The 18,919-nt window shown below is 71.7% G+C and carries 16 protein-coding genes; 7 read left to right on the top strand and 9 right to left on the bottom strand.

What is annotated here, in order from left to right:
- Positions 1 to 262: 262 nt before the first annotated feature.
- Entirely contained in the window at positions 263 to 490 is a 228-nt protein-coding gene (locus O7608_RS06940; RefSeq protein WP_289210813.1) for a DUF2530 domain-containing protein, read from the top strand.
- Here O7608_RS06940 and O7608_RS06935 read toward each other — a convergent pair.
- Complete coding sequence (locus O7608_RS06935; protein ID WP_289209175.1) at positions 459 to 1,250, bottom strand: DUF3027 domain-containing protein; 792 nt, start codon at positions 1,248 to 1,250, stop codon at positions 459 to 461. The genes O7608_RS06940 and O7608_RS06935 overlap by 32 nt on opposite strands.
- Positions 1,251 to 1,389: 139 nt before the next feature.
- Here O7608_RS06935 and O7608_RS06930 point away from each other — a divergent pair, with 139 nt between their 5' ends.
- From O7608_RS06930 to O7608_RS06920, 3 genes are read left to right on the top strand one after another with little or no spacing between them, the layout of a single operon-like run.
- Positions 1,390 to 3,222: an MFS transporter gene (locus O7608_RS06930; RefSeq protein ID WP_289210812.1), complete on the top strand. Its 1,833-nt coding sequence runs from the start codon at positions 1,390 to 1,392 to the stop codon at positions 3,220 to 3,222.
- Positions 3,223 to 3,241: 19 nt separating this feature from the next.
- Complete coding sequence (locus O7608_RS06925; protein WP_289209174.1) at positions 3,242 to 3,904, top strand: futalosine hydrolase; 663 nt, start codon at positions 3,242 to 3,244, stop codon at positions 3,902 to 3,904.
- A 1-nt stretch (position 3,905) separates the two neighbouring features.
- Positions 3,906 to 4,763, top strand: coding sequence for a 1,4-dihydroxy-6-naphtoate synthase (locus O7608_RS06920; protein WP_289209173.1), 858 nt, complete (start codon positions 3,906 to 3,908; stop codon positions 4,761 to 4,763).
- 46 nt (positions 4,764 to 4,809) lie between these two features.
- On the opposite strand, the gene O7608_RS06915 is transcribed toward O7608_RS06920, so the two are convergent.
- Positions 4,810 to 5,196 carry a cold-shock protein gene (locus O7608_RS06915; protein ID WP_282224171.1) on the bottom strand — a complete coding sequence of 129 codons (387 nt, stop codon included), beginning with the start codon at positions 5,194 to 5,196 and terminating at the stop codon, positions 4,810 to 4,812.
- Positions 5,197 to 5,229: 33 nt separating this feature from the next.
- Positions 5,230 to 5,844, bottom strand: coding sequence for an HAD family hydrolase (locus O7608_RS06910; RefSeq protein WP_289209172.1), 615 nt, complete (start codon positions 5,842 to 5,844; stop codon positions 5,230 to 5,232).
- A 108-nt stretch (positions 5,845 to 5,952) separates the two neighbouring features.
- Between O7608_RS06910 and O7608_RS06905 the strand changes: the two genes are divergently transcribed.
- The gene (locus tag O7608_RS06905; RefSeq protein ID WP_289209171.1) at positions 5,953 to 8,475 is read left to right on the top strand and encodes a helicase-associated domain-containing protein; all 2,523 of its coding nucleotides are present in this window, start codon (positions 5,953 to 5,955) and stop codon (positions 8,473 to 8,475) included.
- 49 nt (positions 8,476 to 8,524) lie between these two features.
- Here O7608_RS06905 and O7608_RS06900 read toward each other — a convergent pair whose 3' ends face one another.
- The 6 genes from O7608_RS06900 to O7608_RS06875 all read right to left on the bottom strand — a co-directional run bounded on the left by O7608_RS06900 (position 8,525) and on the right by O7608_RS06875 (position 16,234).
- Positions 8,525 to 8,788, bottom strand: coding sequence for a hypothetical protein (locus tag O7608_RS06900; RefSeq protein ID WP_289209170.1), 264 nt, complete (start codon positions 8,786 to 8,788; stop codon positions 8,525 to 8,527).
- 212 nt (positions 8,789 to 9,000) lie between these two features.
- Complete coding sequence (locus O7608_RS06895; RefSeq protein WP_289209169.1) at positions 9,001 to 10,731, bottom strand: cellulose binding domain-containing protein; 1,731 nt, start codon at positions 10,729 to 10,731, stop codon at positions 9,001 to 9,003.
- Between the two features lie 31 nt (positions 10,732 to 10,762).
- Positions 10,763 to 12,130, bottom strand: a complete 1,368-nt coding sequence (locus O7608_RS06890) for a glycoside hydrolase family 10 protein (protein WP_289209168.1) — start codon at positions 12,128 to 12,130, stop codon at positions 10,763 to 10,765.
- Between the two features lie 818 nt (positions 12,131 to 12,948).
- On the bottom strand, positions 12,949 to 14,253 hold the full coding sequence (locus O7608_RS06885) for a hypothetical protein (RefSeq protein ID WP_289209167.1): 1,305 nt from the start codon (positions 14,251 to 14,253) through the stop codon (positions 12,949 to 12,951).
- Between the two features lie 332 nt (positions 14,254 to 14,585).
- Positions 14,586 to 15,743 (bottom strand): serine hydrolase domain-containing protein, encoded by a 1,158-nt coding sequence (locus tag O7608_RS06880; protein WP_289209166.1) that lies wholly within the window; start codon positions 15,741 to 15,743, stop codon positions 14,586 to 14,588.
- Positions 15,740 to 16,234, bottom strand: coding sequence for a carbohydrate ABC transporter permease (locus tag O7608_RS06875; protein WP_289210811.1), 495 nt, complete (start codon positions 16,232 to 16,234; stop codon positions 15,740 to 15,742). The genes O7608_RS06880 and O7608_RS06875 overlap by 4 nt, the downstream gene beginning before the upstream one ends.
- Before the next feature lie 348 nt (positions 16,235 to 16,582).
- On the opposite strand from O7608_RS06875, the gene O7608_RS06870 reads away from it, so the two are divergent.
- Complete coding sequence (locus O7608_RS06870) at positions 16,583 to 17,641, top strand: LacI family DNA-binding transcriptional regulator (RefSeq protein ID WP_289210810.1); 1,059 nt, start codon at positions 16,583 to 16,585, stop codon at positions 17,639 to 17,641.
- 87 nt (positions 17,642 to 17,728) lie between these two features.
- On the top strand, positions 17,729 to 18,745 hold the full coding sequence (locus tag O7608_RS06865) for a family 43 glycosylhydrolase (protein WP_353850507.1): 1,017 nt from the start codon (positions 17,729 to 17,731) through the stop codon (positions 18,743 to 18,745).
- Positions 18,746 to 18,919 lie beyond the last annotated feature (174 nt).

Genomic DNA, 18,919 nt, shown 5'->3' with positions numbered 1-18,919 from the left:
CATAAGGATGGATGGGCGCATCGTCTCAGATCAACTGTTACCGAGGAAGGTCATCCTGGTTACGTCCAGCAACAGCGGCAGCGGTGGGCCGGCCGACGACACCGTGACGACGGACTCATCCGTACCCCCGAGGTGATCAACCAGGACGTACGCTGGCCTGGTGCCCGAATCGCCGTCGCTGAACCCGCCGGAGCCCGGCGGCGGCCGTGTCCTACCGCTACCGCTGCGGTCGGCGCCCCGGCCGGAGCCGCTCGACCCGCCGATGGTGCCGATCGCCGCCGGCGGCCTGATCGCCTGGGCGCTCGCCGGGCTGGTCTGTCTGCTGGCCCGCGACTGGCTGGCCGATACCGGGCGGACCGACTGGCTGTGGACCTGCCTCGCCGGACTGCTGGTCGGGCTGCCCGGTCTGGCGGTGATGCTGCGGCACGACGCCCACCGACGCCGCCGCCGGGAGCGGGTCAGTCCTGCGGAGCCGCCGACCGCGTCGTGACGTCGACCGTCTCCACCTCGCCGTCGTCGTAGATGGTCGGCAACTCGTCGACCGGCGTCTCGACCGGGCCGGACAACGCCTCGGAGTGCGCCCCACAGCCGTGGTCCACGCTCACCACCCGGCCGTCGTCGGGCGCGTACACGTTGCCGCACACCCCGAACGCCTGCCGCAACGCCCCGGCCAGTTGCAGGTAGAAGCCGCAGGTACCGCAGCGGGCAGTGGCCGGGGCAGCGGTCGAGATGGGTGCCTGCGGCCCGTGCTCACCGTCGTACCAACGCTGCGCCGTGTCGGCCCGCCCCTGCCGGGACATCACCCGGCTGCGCCCGAGGCCCAGCTCCCAACTGACCTCCTCCACGGCGGGGTCGTCGGACTGCAGGTAGCCGGGGGCCAGCCGGTCGTCGTCGAACGACGTCGGCAGCAGATCGCCGACGCCGAGGTCGCCCGGCTGCAGACGCTCGTGCCAGGGCAGCCAGCCAGGGGCGAGCAGCGCGTCCGGGCCGGGCAGCAGCACCGTCTCGCAGACAGTCACCTGGCGACTGCGCGACACCCGGGTGACGGTGACCGCCCAGCGCCAACCCTGATAGCCGGACAACCGACACTCGAACAGATGGGTGACCAATCTCTCACCCTCCGCAACCGCCTGTAGGTGGTCGCCGATCTCGGCCGGGTCCACCGCCTCGGCAAGCGCCGCGTAGGCGACGTCGACAGCCTTGGCACAGACCGCATCGAGGCGGGAGGCGCGAGCGGTGCTCCTGGTCACCCTCCCATTGTTGCCTACCGGCCGGCGTCGGCGACAGGCACTCCCCGACCGGTCCGTACCGCCGCCGCGTCCGCCCTCTCGTGCCGGATTTCCGGTACAGCCCGAGACGGGACGTGTGCGGATGGGTGAGGATGAGCACATGGGGCTGTTCCGCTCGATCGGGCGCACCACCGGGACCGCGGTCCGCTGCACCCGCGCCGTGCTGCGCGGCACCGCGTACAGCAGTCGCTGGGCGGGGCGCAAGGTCCTGCAGGTACGCCAGCGCGGCGCCGGCGGCGAACCCGGCATGACCCGGCTGTTCGACCTGCACGCCACCTCCTGCGCCGGCGACACGCTGATCACCATCGGGCTCGCCGGCACGATCTTCTTCAGCGCCCCGCTGGGCGAGGCCCGCAGCAGCGTCGCGCTCTACCTGCTGGTCACCATGGTCCCGTTCGCCCTGCTGGCACCGGTCGTCGGCCCGGTGCTCGACCATTTCCGGCACGGCCGGCGGTACGCCCTGGCCACCACCATGCTGGGCCGGGCGTTCCTGGCCTGGCTGATCGCCGACCACCTCAACGGCTTCGGCCTGTACCCGGCGGCGTTCGGGGTGCTGGCCCTGTCCCGCGCGTACGGCGTCGGCCGCTCGGCCGCCGTACCCCGGCTGCTCCCACCCGGCCTGGGACTGTCCCAGGCCGGTGCCCGGGCCAGCGTCTACGGCACGATCGCCGGTGCCGTGGTGGCTCCGCTGGGGTTGGCGGCGTTCTGGTTCGGACCGCAGTGGCCGCTGCGGGTCGCCTCGGTGATCTTCCTGGTCGGCATGGTCATCGCGTTGCGCCTGCCGCCACGCGCCGACTCGGATCCACCCGAGCGGGTCCCGCGGGCGTTGCGCGTGTTCGGGCTGCGTCGCGAGGCACACCGGCAGCGGATTCTCACCGGCCGGCTGGTGATCGCGACCCTGATCGGCAGCGCCACGCTGCGCTGCCTCTACGGTTTCCTGCTGCTCTACCTCGCCTTCGCGATCAAGGCCGGCGACCTGACCACCGTCGTGCTGGGCCGCGACCTCGGCGACGAGGGCGCGCTCGGGGTGGTCGGCGCCGCGTTGGCCGCCGGCAGCTTCATCGCCACCGCGATCGGCAGCCGGATGCGCATCCACCGACCGCTGGCGCTGCAGTCCAGCGGGCTGGTGATCGTCGCCGGCGTCGGGGTGCTCGCCATCGTGCAGTTCTCCCTGCCGATGGTGGCACTGTTCTGCTTCGTCACCGCCGTGATCAGCGGGATAGCGAAACTCGCCGTGGACGCCACGATCCAGGAACGGATCGCCGAACGACAGCGGGCCAGCGCCTTCGCCCACTCCGAGACGATCCTGATGCTGGCCTTCGTGGCCGGTGGGGCGCTCGGTCTCATCCCGATGGACGGCCGGATCGGGGTCGCGGCGGCGGCCGGGTTCGCCGTACTCGCGGCGGCGCGGGCCGCGTTCGTCGCCAGCCGGCACCGGCGGGAGCGGCTCAACGGTCGCCCGGCCCACGACAGCCCGGCCGACGACGGCCCGGCCCACGACAGCCCAGCAAACGACAGCGCGACCGACGACGGCCCTTCCCACGACAGCGCGGACGGCCCGGCGGCCGCCCCGGCGCAAGCGGTCGGGCCGGGCCCCGTGCCGCCACGGGCCCGCCGGTCCATTTTTCCGGCCCGGCCCCGGCCCCGCTCCCGGTCCGCGCCACCGGCACCGGTCCCCGCCGGTCCGGCCGGCACCTCAGCCACCGGGGCCGAGCCGGCGACATCGGCAGCCACCGCCGGGCCAGCGGCCGGAGCCACCCCCGGGCCAGCCGCCACCGGCGGCGCGCCGACCGCCGCACCGGCCGGCACCGACGTCGGGCAGGATGACCCCGACGACGCCACCCCACCCGGCTTCCACATCTACCGACCGTCGACGGCCCGGCCACGCCCCGACGGAGCGGGCCCGACCAGCGGGCCGCCACCGGGCCGGTGACCCCCGGAAGGACCACCGCGTGCCACTGCTGATCGTGACGGCGGTCGACGCCGAGGCCGCCGCCGTACGCCACGGGCTGACCGCGACACCCGGTACGCCGCCGGAGGTGGTCGCCGTCGGTGTCGGTGCCGCCGTGGCGGCAGCCGCGACCAGCCGGCAACTGGCGCTCGCGGCCAGCGCCGGACGGCCGTACCAGGGGGTGCTCAGCGTCGGGATCGGCGGCGGCTTCGCCGGCCGGATCGACCTGGGACAGACCACCGTCGCGACCCGCAGCGTCGCCGCCGACCTCGGCGCACAGTCCCCGGACGGCTTCCTCAGCCTGGACGAACTCGGCTTCGGCAGCGCGGTCGCGGGCACCGACGAGCGGCTCACCAGCTGGCTGCGCGCCGCCCTGCCGCAGGCCGTGCCGGGGGTGGTGCTGACCGTCAACACCGTCACCGGCAGTGCCGCGACAGCCGCCACCCTCGCCGACCGCTACCCGGACGCCACCGCCGAAGCCATGGAAGGTTTCGGGGTGGCCGTCGCGGCCCGGCTGTTCGGCCTGCCCTTCGCGGAACTGCGGACCATCTCCAACCCGGTCGGCCCACGCGACCGCGCGGCGTGGCGCATCCCACCTGCGCTGGCCGCGCTGACCGACGCCGCCGCCGCGCTCACCGGCCGGTACGCCGACTACCGTGGCTGACGTGGCTCTGCACCTGGCGTTCTCCCCCTGCCCCAACGACACGTTCGTGTTCCACGCCCTGGCGCACGGCCAGGTGCCGGGCGCGCCACCGGTGACCGTCACCTACGCCGACGTGGACGTCACCAACACCGCCGCCGCGCGCGGCGAGTTCGACCTGGTGAAGGTCAGCTACGCGGCGCTGCCGTGGCTGCTCGACCAGTACGAACTGCTGCCCTGCGGTGGGGCGCTCGGCCGGGGCTGCGGCCCGCTGCTGCTCACCGCCGGCAAGCAGGCCGGCAAGCAGGCCGGCGATGCCCGAGCTGACAGCGGCCTGGCCACCGGTGACCTGACCGGGGCGACGGTCGCCGTACCCGGTGAACGGACCACCGCGTACCTGCTGCTGCGGCTCTGGTCGGCGGACCGTCCGCCGGCCCGGATCGAGGTCGTGCCGTTCCACGAGATCATGCCCGGGGTGGCCGCCGGCCGCTACGACGCCGGACTGGTGATCCACGAGGCCCGGTTCACCTACCCCCGGTACGGGCTGACCGAACTGGTCGACCTCGGCGCCTGGTGGGAGGCCGACACCGGACTGCCGATCCCGCTCGGGGCGATCCTGGCCCGCCGCTCGACGGTCGACGCGCGGCAGGCCGCCGACTGGGTGCGCGACTCGGTCCGCCGGGCCTGGGCCGACCCGGCCGCCTCCCGGGACTACGTGCTGCGGCACGCCCAGGAGATGGAGCCGGAGGTGGCGGACCGGCACATCGGGCTGTACGTCAACGAGTTCACCGAGGACCTCGGCACCGACGGGCGGGCTGCGGTGACCGCCCTACTGGAACGGGCGGCAGCGCAGGGGCTGACCCCGCGGCTGCTGCCCGGCTGATCGGGCTGCCGCCCGCGTCCGGCTGCGTTGCCTGTCCTGCTGTGGCTCAGGTCTCCAGCTCGCGGGCGACCGCGTGCACCAACTGAGCGACCGTCTGCGCGGTCCGGCGGTCCGGGAACCGACCCCGGCGCAGGTCCGGCTGGACCTTCGCCTCCAACACCTTGATCATGTCCTCGACCAGTCCATGCAGCTCCTCCGGCGGCCGGCGTCGCAGCTCAGCGACGGACGGTGGCGCCTCGAGCAGCTTCACACCGAGCGCCTGGGCACCGCGCCGGCTGTCGACCACGCCGAACTCCAGCCGTTGACCGGACTTGAGGTCGGTGACGCCGGCTGGCAGCGCTCCCTTCGGCAGGAACACGTCGCCGCCCTCGTCGCTGGTGACGAAGCCGTAACCCTTCCCTGCGTCGTACCACTTCACTCGACCCGTCGGCACCACTGACCTCGACTTCACTTGGGCGGATTTACCTCACCAGGCTAGCCGGAGCCGACCATCGAGCGCCGCTGGGAATCCGGTCAGGTCGTCGATGACCGCCGCCGCCCCGGCGGCCAGCAGATCCGCCGCCGGGCAGGGCCCGGAGGCGACACCCAGGCCGGGGACGCCGGCGGTCCGCGCGGCCACCATGTCCGCGGTGTGATCACCCACATAGACCTGTACGCCGTGCTCCCGCAGTGCCGCCGCCTTGCCCTCGGCGAACAGGTCCCCGGCGAGAACGTCCACCGTCAGCCCCAGGTGGTCCAGGTGCAGTTGGGCGAGCCGGCCGAGTTTGGAGGTGACCACCACCACCTGGCCGCCCCGGGAGCGGATCAGGTCGAGGGCGGCGACCGCGCCGGGCAGCGGCAGCGACGGCGCCACCGCGTACCGGGGGTAGAGCGCCCGGAACTGCTCGACCGCCGCGTCGACCTGCTCGGCCGGGAACCACTGGCTGATCTCGTGGCGTAGCGGCGGGCCCAGCCGGGACACCGCGACCGCGGCGTCGACGTGCACCCCGGTCCGCGCGGTCAGCGCCCGGTACGTCGCGGCGATCCCCGGCCGCGAGTCGATCAACGTCATGTCCAGGTCGAACCCGACCACCAGCGGCATCGCACCGCTCCCTCCCCAGGCAGGCAGCCATCGTCGCACGGGCCACTCGGCCCACTGCGGCACGGCCGGGGCCACGGCCGGCCGTCGGCGGGCTAGCGTGGAACAACAATGACCACCACACTCGCCGACCACCTGCGGTCCCGCTCCGATGCCGAGCTGGGTGAACTGCTGCGGCTGCGCCCGGATCTGGTCGTGCCGGCACCGACCGACCTGGCGACGCTGGCCGCCCGCGCCCAGTCACGGATCTCCACCACGCGTGCCCTCGACGACCTGGACGAGTTCACCCTGCGGATCCTCGACGCGGCGCGGCTGTCCAGGGATCCGTCCGACGGGGTCACCTCGGTCGACGCGGTGCTCGCGATGGCCATCACCCCGCGCGGCGCGGCCACCACCGACCAGGTACGGCAGGCGCTGGACCGGCTACGGGCCCGCTGCCTGCTCTACGGTCCGCCGACCGGGCTGCGGGTGGCCGGCGGGGTGGACGAGGCGGGTTCGCCGTACCCGGCGGGGTTGGGCCGACCCGCCGCCGAGCTGGACGACCAGGTGGCGCGGCGGTGTGCGGACCCGGCGCAGCTGCGCCGTACGCTGCTCAGCGCCGCACCGCCGGCGCGGGCGGTGCTCGACCGGCTGGCCGCCGGGCCGCCGCTGGGCACCGTCGGATCCGGCACCGGCGGCACGGGCTCCGGCTCCGGCGGCACCGGCACCGGCGGCACCGGCACCGGCGGCACCGGCACCGGCGGCGCGGAGACCGGGCCCGGCCAGCCGGGTCCGGTGCGGTGGCTCGTCGACGCCGGACTGCTGGCCGTCGTCACCGACGTACCGAGGGCCGAGGGCGGGCAGACCGTCGAACTGCCCCGGGAGGTCGGGCTGCTGCTGCGCCGGGAAACCGGCCCGCTCGGCGTGCTGCGTCCCGACCCGCCGCTGGTGACCGCCCCTGCGCGGACGCCGAGAATCGTCGACGCGGCCGGCTCCGGTCAGGCCATGGAGTTCGTCCGGCACGCCGGCGACCTGTTGGAGGCGGTGGCGGCGGAGCCGGTGCCGATGCTGCGTACCGGCGGCATCGGCGTACGCGAGCTGCGGCGGCTGGCCCGCGCCGGCGGCGTCAGCGAGCAGCTGGCCGGGCTGGTGGTCGAGGTCGGGTACGCCGCCGGGCTGATCGGCGAGGTCGACGCCGGCGGCGCGGCCAACCGGGCCGCCGTCGACCAGCAACTGCTGCCGACCACCGGCTACGACCTGTGGTGCGCCCGGCCACCGGCCCGCCGGTGGGAGCAGCTGGCGCAGGCGTGGTTGGCGATGACCCGCCGGCCCGGTCTGATCGGTGGCCGCGACGACCGGGACCGGGCGATCACCGCCCGGTCGGCGGCGGTGGAACGGGCCGGCGCACCGGCGGTACGCCGTACCGTGCTGGCGGTGCTGGCCGGGCTCGCGCCGGGGGGCGCACCGACCGCCGACGACGTGCTGACCCTGCTCGCCTGGCAGGCACCGCGCCGCAGCCGGGGCCGCGACGAGCTGCACCGCGAGGTGCTCGACGAAGCGGCCCACCTGGGCGTCACCGCGCTCGGGGCGTTGACCGGGTACGGCCGGCTGCTGCTCGCCGACGATCCGGCGACCGGTTGGGCCAGTGTGGACGACGACCCGCTCGGGGTCCGGTCGACCGGGCGGGAGCATCGGGGCGAGGCGTCCGCCGTGGAGCGGGCGTTGGCGGCGCTGCTGCCCGACCCAGTGGACCATTTCCTGGTCCAGGCCGACCTGACCGTGGTGGTGCCGGGCCCGCCGGAGCCGTCGCTCGCCGCCGAGTTGGAGGTGGTGGCCGAGCCGGAGTCGACCGGGGCCGCGAGCGTGCACCGGGTCACCCCGGCCAGTGTCCGCCGCGCCCTGGACGCCGGCTGGTCCGCCGACGATCTGCACGAGCTGTTCGCCCGCCGGTCCCGCACCCCGGTGCCGCAGGGGTTGACCTACCTGGTCGACGACACCGCCCGTACCCACGGTGGGCTGCGGGCCGGTTCGGCCGGCGGGTACCTGCGCAGCGACGACGAGGCGCTGCTGGCCGAGGTGCTGGCGGACCGCCGGCTCGGCGGGCTGGCGTTGCGGCGGCTGGCACCGACGGTGCTGGTCAGCGCGGCGACGGCCGGCCGGTTGGTGGACGCGCTGCGGCAGGCCGGCTACGCGCCGACGGTGGAGGACGGTTCCGGGGCGGCGCTGCGGCGACCGCCCCGGGTACGCCGGGCACCGGCGCCGCATCCGGCGACGATGCGCCCGGTCGACCCGTTGGCGGCGCCGCCGTTGACCAAACCCCGGATCGACGCGCTGGTGGAGCAGCTGCGGCGTGGCGAGGCGGCGGTCCGGGCGGCGCGGCGGGCCCCCGGGCCGGTCCGGGCGGCAAACGGCCAGCCGGTCGAGGGGCTGGCGGCGGTGCAGGCGCACGCGCAGGCCCTGGCCGTGCTGCAGCAGGCGGTACGGGACAAGTCGCTGGTCTGGGTGGGTTACGTTGACGCCCACGGGGCCGCCGCGTCACGTCTGGTCCGGCCGGTGTCGATCGGGGCCGGTTTCCTGCGGGCCGAGGACGAGCGGACCGAGACGCTGCACACTTTCGCGTTGCAGCGGGTGACGGCCGCCGTGGTGCACGACTGACGACGGCGGCGGCAGGCCGCGGGGTGCGGTGACCGGCTGCCGTCCGGTTTCAGCCGGGGCGGGGTCCGCCGTCGTGTCGGTGCCGGCGGGCTGCTTCGACCACCGACACGGCCAGCAGCAGCGTGAAGCCGGTGCCGAGGGCTTCGCCGACGGAGTCGATGAAGCCCTGGCGCAGGACCAGCCAGCCGAACAGGAACCAGCCGACGAGCAGAGTGGACGCGAACGCGTACCAGAAGAGGGTGGCCCGCGAGACCGGCCCCGGGTAGCTCCGGTCGGCCGGTCCTGGTCGATCCGGCTTGTCGTTGACCGTCATGACCGCCTCCCGGTCCGATCGTTACACCGCTGTCTCCAGACTGGCAGGTCGGCGAGGGATCGGACAGCAACCGGTGCCGGCCGACGTGTCCGATGTCGGCGGCGGCACCCGGTGCCGGCGGGAGGTTGCCCTGCCGGCGGGAGGTCCGGCACGGTGACCTCCGGTGCCGGTGCGGGCCGTGGGCCCGCACCGGCACCGGGACCGGGATCGGCTCAGTGGGTGAGCACGACCGTGGAGATGCTGCGTGCGCCGACGTTTACGGTGACCTGGTTACCGTTGACGCCGACCGACTGGCTGGCCGCGCTGGAGTACTGCGAGGTGAGGTAGTGCTCGGCCCGCGTGACGTTCTGCGGGGCCGCGACGACCGCACCGTTGACCGCGCTGTTCGACCGGTTGAGGATGACCAGGGTGGTCTTCCCGTCGCCGGTGTACGCAGTCACCTCCAGCGGTGACGCCTTGGAGCTCTTGGTCAGGGCGACCCGCTGGTAGCCGGGGCGGACGTACTTGGCGTACTGCGAGAAGGCGTACCCGCGCTTGAGCGGTGCCCCCGCCGTGGTGCCGAAGGCCGACTCACCGTCACCGATGAAGGAGTAGAACCGCTTGCCGTACCACCAGATGTAGGCGGCCCAGTTGGCCTCCATAATCCGGTGCACGGTACGCATGATGTCGTCGAGCGTCTCGTCCCAGACGGCAACGTTGCTCGGGTTGCCCCAGATGTTGGAGCCGCTGCCGTCGGCCTCGTGATGGTTCCACTCGGTCATCCACACCGGCTTACCGTGTTGGTTGGCCAGGTTGTACGGCTTCAGTCGACCCTGGGACTCTAGGCCGTACAGATGGCCACCAATGTAGCCGATGTTGTTGCGCGCGCCTGCGTCGTTGAGGGTCGGATCGGTGTAGCTGTAGTTCATGTTGACCGCCTCGGCAACCATCAGCTCGGTGTTCTGCACCCGCCACCCGTGGTCGCGGACGAAGTTTCGCAGCTCGGTCCCGTTCCAGTCCATCGAGTCGTAGCTGGGGTGCCAGTCCGGCTCGTTCTGCACCGAGGTGACGTCGACGGTCACCCCCTGGTTGCGCATGTACTGGACATAGCTGTTCAGATGGTTGGCGTAGTCGTCGTAGTAGTCGGTCCGCAGCTTGCCGCCGTTGATCCGACTGTTGTTGGTCTTCCACGCCGCCGGCGCCGTCCACGGTGACGCCAGGATCTTCACGCCGGAGCCGGCGGACTTCGCCGTTCGCAGCGCGTTGACCTGGTTCGACCATTCGCTGGACTCCGGCGAGATGCCTGTCCGGACGATCGACAACCCCAGTTGGTTGGGGCCCAGCCCGACCAGGGTCTGGGTCTCGGCTGTCGACCAGGTGCTGCTGCCCCAGATCCAGGTGGCGGCACCGAACCCGTCGATTGTCTGGTACCTGGTGCCGGTGTTCACCGTGATGTCCGCAGGGCCGGTCGGCGGCCGCGTTGTGGGCGGTGCGGTCGTCGGCGGCGCGGTGGTCGGCGGCGCGGTGGTCGGCGGCGCCGTCGTGGGCGTGGTGCTGCCGGTGCAGGCCACGCCGTTCATCGTGAAGGCGGTCGGTACGGGGTTGCTGCCGTTCCACGAGCCGTTGAAGCCGAACGACGTCGTCCCGTTTGTCGCAATGGTACCGTTGTAGCTGACGTTCCTCGCGGTGACGGCTGCCCCGCTCTGGGTCAATGTGGTGTTCCACGCCTGGGTGACGGTCTGCCCGGCACCGAAGCTCCAGTTCAGCGTCCAGCTCGTCACCGCGTCACCGAGGTTGGTGATGGTGACGCTGGCGCCGAACCCACCCGGCCACGACGACGACACCGTGTAGTTCACCGAGCAGCCGGCCGCCGCTGAGGCCGGCACCGCCGCAGCGACGGCCGCCGAGGCCAGCAGGACGGCACCGGTCGACACGATGGCGGCGTTGGTCTTCAGTCTTCCCATCTGTTACTCCTCATCCGATCCGACCTCGGGCTCAGCTGGCGGTGCAACTGGGCGCGGGAATGGAGCCGTTTCCGGTGGCTTGGAAGCCGAACTCTGTCGACTGGCCGGCGGCGACCCGGCCGTTGTAGTCCACGTTGGTGAAGTCCACCGCACCGGTGTTGCCGCTGCGGTTGGCGTTCCACGCGCCGGTGACCGTGGCGCCGGAGGGCACCGTGAGCCGCACCCGCCAGCCGTTGATCGCCGACGATCCGGCGGTGACCCGCACGGTCGCCACGAAGCCGCCATTCCAGGAGTTCAGCGACACGCTGGCCGAGCAGCCGCCGCCCGACGGCGGTGGAGTGGTAATTGGCGGCGGCCCGGTGGTGGGCGGCGCCGTGGTGGGCGGCGGGTTGTTGCCGCCGGCGTTGAGTGCGTTGAGGACTGCGTCGTAGGCGGGCTTCTTGTTGCCGTTGCCGTCGAACAGCAACGGGTTCGCTCCGGTCCGCCAGGAGTCGGGGTCGAGGACGCCCCAGACGGTGATGCCGGTGCACCGGGCGACGGCGAGGCAGGCACGGGTGACCTGGCCGTACATGTTGGCCTGATTCGAGCCTTGCATGATGTCGAGCTCGGTGATCTGTACGTCGACGCCGAGGTCGGCGAAGCGCTGAATGTTCTGCTGGTAGGTGGGGTCGAGGGTGGTGCCCAGGTGCGACTGCAGTCCGACGCAGTCGATCGGCACGCCACGGGCCTTGAAATCGCGCACCATGTTGTAGATGCCGGTCGACTTCGCGTTGACGCCGTCGGTGTTGTAGTCGTTGTAGCAGAGTTTGGCACTCGGGTCGGCGGCCCGGGCGGTACGGAAAGCGACCTCGATCCAGTCGTTGCCGGTGCGTTGCAGGTTGGAGTCGCGCCGGCCGCCGCCGCTGCCGTCGGCGAAGGCCTCGTTGACCACGTCCCAGGAGTGGATCTGGCCCCGCCAGTGGCCGGCGACCCGGTTGATGTGGTTGATCATGGCGTTACGCAAAGCGGTGCCGGACAGGTTCTGCGCCCACGCGGGTTGCTGCGCGTGCCAGACGAGGGTATGGCCGCGTACGGTCATCCCTCGGGCGCGGGCGTGGGCAATGAGCTGGTCGCCTGCGGTGAAGTTGAACTGGTTCTGGTTGGGTTCGGTGTGGTACCACTTCATCTCGTTCTCGGCCACGATCGAGTTGAACTCACGGTTGAGGACCGTGGCGTGTGGTTGACGGTTCAGCATGAACGAGTTGGTGGCGGCACCGAAGTAGCGGCCGGACTCTGCCGCCGCCGCGCCAAGCGTCGTCGCCGCATTGGCTGGCGTCGATACAATCGCCGCCATTCCGGCAGCCATCACCATCGTCGCGGAGGCCGCGACAATGAGATGGATGCTTCTGGTCTTTCTCATTACCTTGCCTTTCGTGGGGGGGTGCAGTGTCGTGCGGCATTTCGCGGCACGCTCAGTTCGAACCGTCGGACGGTGACGGCGCCACCGAGCACCCGCGTCGCGCGATTTGCAGATCCCGAACCGGTACCGAAGAACTGCCACCCGTTGCGCAACGTGAATACCCGATCGAAGCCTCGACGGTGGCCACCGCCGTCGCGTCAGTCAGGAGTCGAAGACCTGAGCGTTGCACTGCTGTACGCCTTCTCGCGGGACCAGGAGGGGGTGCGGGATCGGGCACGCCAGGTCGCCATCGGTGACGGATCGATGGTCTGAGCGGCCGGTGGAACGGATGGTCGCCGTCGGGCCCGGATCGACGGCATGAAGCGCCTGGCACTGCGGCCCGGACAGGCGGCGTCCAAACGCTGCCCGTGCCGACTCCGCCGGGCCGCGTCGGCCTTCACGGAAGTCACGTAGCGTGCCCTGCGCTCTCGAGCATGAGCATAGTTGTGATTGCCAACATTCACAAGAGATCGAGCAGCGACAATCGCCAAACGTTGTCAAGAGCGGCCGATCAAATACAGATCCCACTTAGGGGTCTTTCCTACGCAGGACGCCACCCACGCTTCAGCCGCCGAGTTCTTGACTATAATAGCGAAACGCCGAACCGTTTCGACGGCAAGCAGCGACCCGCCCGCCACCGGCTACGGTGACAGACGGGTCGCGCTGGTGCGTTAGGTAGGTAGGTAGGTAACGGCCGCACGGCTCCCGCCCGGTCAGCCGCGCCGCACGGTGTCCGAGCAGGCTGGTCCGGCAACACGACTGCCGACAGGGCCGGCTGGTCAGCCGTCCTTGCGCTGGCTGAGCACCCACTTCAGGATGCTGCGATCCTCGTACGTCGGACCGTAGGCGGCGTGGTAGTCCGGCAGCGAGAACTCCTCGTTGCCGTACTCGACGTAGCGCAACAAGTCGGCGATCTCCTGCTCGGTCTTGCCGTCCTCGGTGTACGCGGCGGTCAGCGCCGCCCGGGAGTTGCGGGCCAGCGAGATGTTGAGCAGGTGGTCGTTGACCCCGTGGGTGAGGTAGATCGGGATCTCGGCCTCGGCGATCGCCGCGGCCTGAGTGGCGTTGACCTGGAAGCCGCCGGTGATCAGGCCGGCCGCCCACAGGTCCGGCCGCTTGGCGAACGCCTCCCAGGCCAACTGCGAACCGTAGGAGACGGTGGTCGCGTAGACCCGGCTGGTGTCGACGCTGTGGTTGGCGATGAACTGGTCGATCAACTTGACCAGCAGGTCGGCCTCGGCGGCGGCACCGACCCGCTGGTTCTGCGGGGCCAGCACGATGACGTCCTCGTCGCTTCCGGTCCAGCTGCGCTGCAGCCAGGCCACCGCTGGGATGTCCGCCGCGATCTGTACGCCGGTGTTGACCCCGTCCCAGCCCATGCCGTGACCGGGCAGGACGACCATCAGTGGGTACTTCTTGGCCGGGTCGTAGTTGGCCGGCAGGTGGTAGTGGTACGGCAGCACCATGCCGCCGCTGAGGAAGGCGTCGGAGGAGAACTCGTCGACGAGCAGGTTCACCGGCTCGTTGGTCATCGCGCGGACGCGGTTCGGGGTGCCGGGGGCGAGCACCGGCCCGCCGTTGCCCAGGGCCCGGACCGGCTTGCGCTGGACCAGCGTGGTCGGCAGGTCCGGGTTGACCTTGACGGTGCACAGGAACGTCGGGCACTTGGAGACGATCACGGTCCACCCACCGACGTCGGCCGGGTCGAGCTCGATGATGACGTACCGGCCGTGGACGGACTGCTTGTTGTGCCGGGTGTGCGCCCGGCTGTTGGTGTAGACGTTGGTGATGGTCCGGTCGGCCATCTTCGACAGCTCGTCGATCGGGTTGAACCGGAAGTTGTACACCGTGTCGGAGACGGTGAACGACGTCGGGTCGATCGAGGCGGGGTCGACGTTGGCGCTGTACTCGACGGCGACGGCGGAGACCCGCTGGCCGTACGTGTAGACCTCGGTGATCGGGGTGATGCTCTGGATCCCGGTGACGACGTTCGTGCTGTTGCCACCTTGAGCGTATGCCGCTCCGGCGCTGGTCAGCACTGCGGCCGTGGCCAGCAGCGCGACCATCTTCCTGCGGAGGGTCACTGCGTCCTTCCTTTTCGCGCAGAGCGCGTGTGCCAGCCAGGTCACCACCGGGTCGCTACCAGGTGCGGGGGGGGGTGGCCAGATGACTCCCCGACTGGTCGTAGATCGATGCTAAACTGATTTAGCTCGGAGCATGCTCGCCGTGATCAGCCGCTGTCAAGACGCCGGCTGGAAATCGGCTGGAAATACGAAAGATGCTGGCGGGACGGCTGATACCCCCGATACCCCCAGCTGAACGCCGCCTGCCACGACGAAACGCCGGGCGGGACAGATCCGTTGCCACGGAAACGTCCCGCCCGGCGTGCCGCAGGTGGTCAAGCCCGGTGCGGCGGTCAGTCCAGGCAGCCGCGCAGCGCCTCGGTGAGCCGGTTCGCCCGGTCGTCGACCACACCGCCCATCTGGTTGAGCACGTACCCGAAACCGACCCGGAACCGGTCGTCGGCGAACGCCAGGTGACCACCGGCCCCGTCGTGACCGAAGCTGCGGTCACTGAGCATCGGGCGGACCCGGGGCGAGCGCAGCAGGAACCCGGTCCCCCACCGCTGGCCGGCGTCCGGTCCGCCGTACCGCTGCTGGCCCTGGACCCGGACCACGACGGCGTCGTCGACCGACGCGGTGCTCAGCAGCGGCCCGCCGGCGACGTCGGAGACACACGCGGCGTACAGCCGGGACAGCCCGGCGGCCGAGCTCACCCCGCCGGCGCCGGGGATCCCGGCGGCCTGGATCGCCGGGTCGTTGAAGCTCACCAGCCCGTCGGCGTCGGCCGGGAAGTCGAACGCGCCGCCCATGGTCAGCGACCGTTCACTGACCTCGTCGGGGAAGGGCATCGGGCCGCCCGGCGGGGCCAGGGTCCAGGCGACCGCGTCGCGCTCGGCCGCCGGCAGGCCGATCCAGGTCCGCAGCCCCAACGGCCCGGCGAGGGTACGGCGGAAGTACTCCCCCGCCGGCAGCCCGGTGACCCGCCGGATCAGCTCACCGACCAGCCAGCCGTACGTCAGGGCGTGGTACGTGTACGCCGTCCCCGGCTGCCACAGCGATCGCTGCTGCTCGATCGCCTCGATCACCGGCCGTTCGGCGATGACCTCGGCCCGGGTCAGGTCCCGGTCCAGCGCGGGCAGCCCGGCCTGGTGGGTGAATAGCCACCGGACCGGGATGTCCGCCTTGCCGTTGGCGCCGAACTCCGGCCAGTAACGGGTGACCGGCGCCGACAGGTCGAGCTGACCGGACTGCACCAGCAGGTAGGCGCAGACCGCCAGGATCCCCTTCGTGCAGGAGAAGACGACCGCCGGTGTCTCCCGGGTCCAGGCCCGTCCGGTACGCGAATCGGCCAGTCCGCCGTACAGGTCGACGACGACCTGGCCGTCGACGTGCACGACCAGGCCGGCACCCACCTCGCCGCGGGTGGCGAAGTTGTCCCGGAACACGTCGGCGACTGGGCCGTAGCCGTCGGCCACGTCCCCGTGCACGGCAGTGGTTGTCGGCACGCTCATCCCTTGACCGACCCTTGCAGCAGGGCCTTGATGAACTGGCGCTGGAAGATGAGGAAGACGATCAGGGTCGGCGTCAGGATCAGCAGCGATCCGGCGCAGTGCAGGACCTGGTCGGTGCCCCACTGGCCCTGGAAGGCGCCGAGCGCCCCGGCCATGGTCCGCTTGGTGCCGTCGTCGACGAGCACGATGGCCAGCAGGAACTGGTTCCAGGTCCACAGGAACAGCAGGATCGTCAGCGAGGCGATCGCCGGGCGGGCCAGCGGCAGATGGATCCGCCAGAACAGCTGCCAGGTGGTGCTGCCGTCGACCCGGGCCGCCTCGGACAGCTCCGGTGGCACGTTGATGAAGTGCGTCCGCATCCAGAACACGCCGAACGGTATGAGCTGACTGCGAGGGCCGCCGCCATCAGCGGCGCCAGCACCACGGCCGGGCGACCGGCGTGGAGCTTCCGCGCGCGAAACTACGCATATCGGGACTCCTTGAGTTCTCACCAGTTGCGCCGATCCCACGCGGCGCAACTGGTGTTTCGGGTTCACCGGCCGACGGCCGAGGTCGTCGGGAACTCCCTAGCTAAACTGATTTAGCAGAGCATGCTTCCGATTGCTCGCTGCTGTCAAGGACTAGTTGGCAGCGGTCCGGAAACGGCTCGTTCACACTGGACCGGCCGCCCCGGCACACCCACCCCGTCGGTCGTCGGTCGGCCACCCGATCGGCCGACGCCACCCCGGCGAACCGGTCGCTACCAGCGATCCGGCGCCACCACGGCGGTGACCCGCCGGTGACCCGGCCGGCCCACCATCGCATCATTGAGCATGGGCCTGACCGGCGGAGGCAACGCTGTGGACAAAGAAACCTCATCTAACGGATCAACACCGCGAAATCGGGCGACACTGGCAGATGTCGCCCAACGCGCCGGGCTGTCCAAGACCGCCGCGTCGATGGTGCTGAACGGCCGGGAGGGGACGCGCCTGTCGGTGGAGGCACATCAGCGCGTCTTCGCCGCCGCCGAGGAACTAGGCTACCGCCCCAACGTCGCCGCCCGAAGCCTCAGGACCAGAAAAACTGCCACCATTGCCTTCGTGTCCGACATTGTGGCTACGACCCGATTTGCCGGCGGGCTGATCCGGGGCGCACTGGACGCCGCCCGGGAGCGCGACCATGTCCTGCTGATCACCGAGACCCAGGGCGACGCGGCCTTCGATCGGTACGCGATCGAGGCCATGCTGGACCGTCAGGTCGACGGGGTGATCTACGCCGCGATGGCGACCCGCCGGCTGACCGTACCGCCGGCGATCCTGGGCGGACCGGTGGTGCTGCTCAACGCCACCAGCGCCGAGGACCTGCCCTGCGTGCTCCCCGACGACGAACAGGCCGGCCGCGCCGTCACCGAGGCCCTGCTCAAGCAGGGCCACCGGGACCGGATCGCGCTGATCGGGCGCAACCGGCTCAAGGAACGCGACCCGGAGGTCTCCCTCGCCGCCGAGGCCCGGTTGCGCGGCATCCGGCACGCGCTGTCCGCCGCCGGGGCGAAGCTGTACGCCGAGCCGTCCTGCCGGGAGTGGCTGCCCGAACACGGCTACACCACGATGCGCGGCATCCTCGACCGACCCGACCGCCCCACCGCCGTGATCTGCATGAACGACCGGCTCGCCTTCGGTGCGTACCAGGCGGTCGCCGACGCGGGCCTGACCGTCCCGGCGGACATCTCGATCGTCTCGTTCGACGACGACCCGATCGCCACCTGGCTGCGCCCAGGACTGTTCACCGCGGCCCTGCCGCACGAGCAGATGGGCCGCCGGGCAGTGGAGATCCTGCTCGACGGCGCACCCGGCGCCCCGTACGTGGTGCCGATGCCGCTGCGCCGCCGCAAGTCGATCGCCGCCCCCCGGCCGCACTGACCTCAAGCCGCCCCCGGGCCGCGTAGGGACCGATCCGGACCGGTCCCCGCGCTTGGCGCTAAACCGATTTACCGTAGGTTCCAACGCATGCTTCGGCTATCGGACCACTGGGTGTGGGACAGCTGGTACGCACGGGACGACGACGGCCTGTGGCACGCGTTCTTCCTGCCTGCCTCCCGGGCGTTGCTCGACCCGCACCGCCGCCACCACCGCGCCACCATCGGCCACGCGGTCTCCACCGACCTGCGCGACTGGCGACTGGTCGCCGACGCGCTGGTCGCCGCCGACACCCCCGCCTGGGACGACCTGGCCACCTGGACCGGCAGCACGGTACGCGGCCCCGACGGCCGGTGGTACCTGTTCTACACCGGCGTCAGCCGGGCCGAACAGGGCCTGGTCCAGCGGATCGGCCTGGCAGTCTGCGACGACCTGGTCAGCTGGCACCGCCACGGCGACGGACCGCTCGTCGAAGCCGACCCCACCTGGTACGAGACCCTCGACCCCGACGCCTGGTACGAACATGCCTGGCGGGACCCGTGGGTCTACCCGGACCCGGCCGGCAACGGCTGGCACATGCTGATCACCGCCCGCGCCCGCGACGGCGCGGCCGACTCGCGTGGTGTCACCGGCCACGCCACCTCCGACGACCTGCTCACCTGGCAGGTCCAGCCACCGGTGTCCACCCCGGCGGGCTTCGGCCACCTCGAGGTGCCGCAGGTGGTGGTGATGGACGGCCAGCCGCTGATGCTGTTCTGCACCAACTCGGTCACCGCCGACCGGGGTGGTCCGGACGCGCCCCTGGTCTGGGTGGCACCGGGGACCTCCACCACCGGCCCGTGGGACGTCGCCGCCGCGATGCCGTACGCCCATCCGAGCCTCTACGCGCCACGCCTGCTGCCCGACGACGCTGGCGGTTGGCAACTGATCGGCTTCCGCGACCACGAGGACGGCCGGTTCATCGGGGAGATCACCGACCCGCTCCCGGTCCGCTACGTACCCGGTGTCGGCCTGGTCCCGACCGGACCGGACGCCTCGGCCACCCCCCGGACACCCACCGCCCCGGCACAGGCCGCCGTCGCGCACGCGGAGACCGCCGCCCGCTGACCGGGGAGGGTCGGTCAGCGGACGGCGGCCGTACGGTGCCGGTCGGGCGCCGCCCACGGACCGCTCGCCCCCGTTGCTCCGCCCGCCGCGCCGCACTCTCCGGCCGGCGCTGCCGCCCGGAGTGGGTCGCTGTGCGGATCGAACGCGTCCCGCGACACCCACCGATCACCGTGA

The sequence above is a fragment of the Solwaraspora sp. WMMA2056 genome (assembly GCF_030345095.1).
GTDB lineage: Bacteria > Actinomycetota > Actinomycetes > Mycobacteriales > Micromonosporaceae > Micromonospora_E.
The sequence above is the reverse complement of the archived record's forward strand: the minus strand, read 5'-3'. Positions and strand labels throughout refer to the sequence as shown.

Coding starts and splice junctions, on each gene's coding strand:
- O7608_RS06940 (WP_289210813.1), top strand. CDS start 263: ATGGTGCCGATCGCCGCCGGCGGCCTGATCGCCTGGGCGCTCGCCGGG.
- O7608_RS06930 (WP_289210812.1), top strand. CDS start 1,390: ATGGGGCTGTTCCGCTCGATCGGGCGCACCACCGGGACCGCGGTCCGC.
- O7608_RS06910 (WP_289209172.1), bottom strand. CDS start 5,844: ATGCCGCTGGTGGTCGGGTTCGACCTGGACATGACGTTGATCGACTCG.
- O7608_RS06905 (WP_289209171.1), top strand. CDS start 5,953: ATGACCACCACACTCGCCGACCACCTGCGGTCCCGCTCCGATGCCGAG.
- O7608_RS06900 (WP_289209170.1), bottom strand. CDS start 8,788: ATGACGGTCAACGACAAGCCGGATCGACCAGGACCGGCCGACCGGAGC.
- O7608_RS06895 (WP_289209169.1), bottom strand. CDS start 10,731: ATGGGAAGACTGAAGACCAACGCCGCCATCGTGTCGACCGGTGCCGTC.
- O7608_RS06890 (WP_289209168.1), bottom strand. CDS start 12,130: ATGAGAAAGACCAGAAGCATCCATCTCATTGTCGCGGCCTCCGCGACG.
- O7608_RS06880 (WP_289209166.1), bottom strand. CDS start 15,743: ATGAGCGTGCCGACAACCACTGCCGTGCACGGGGACGTGGCCGACGGC.
- O7608_RS06865 (WP_353850507.1), top strand. CDS start 17,729: ATGCTTCGGCTATCGGACCACTGGGTGTGGGACAGCTGGTACGCACGG.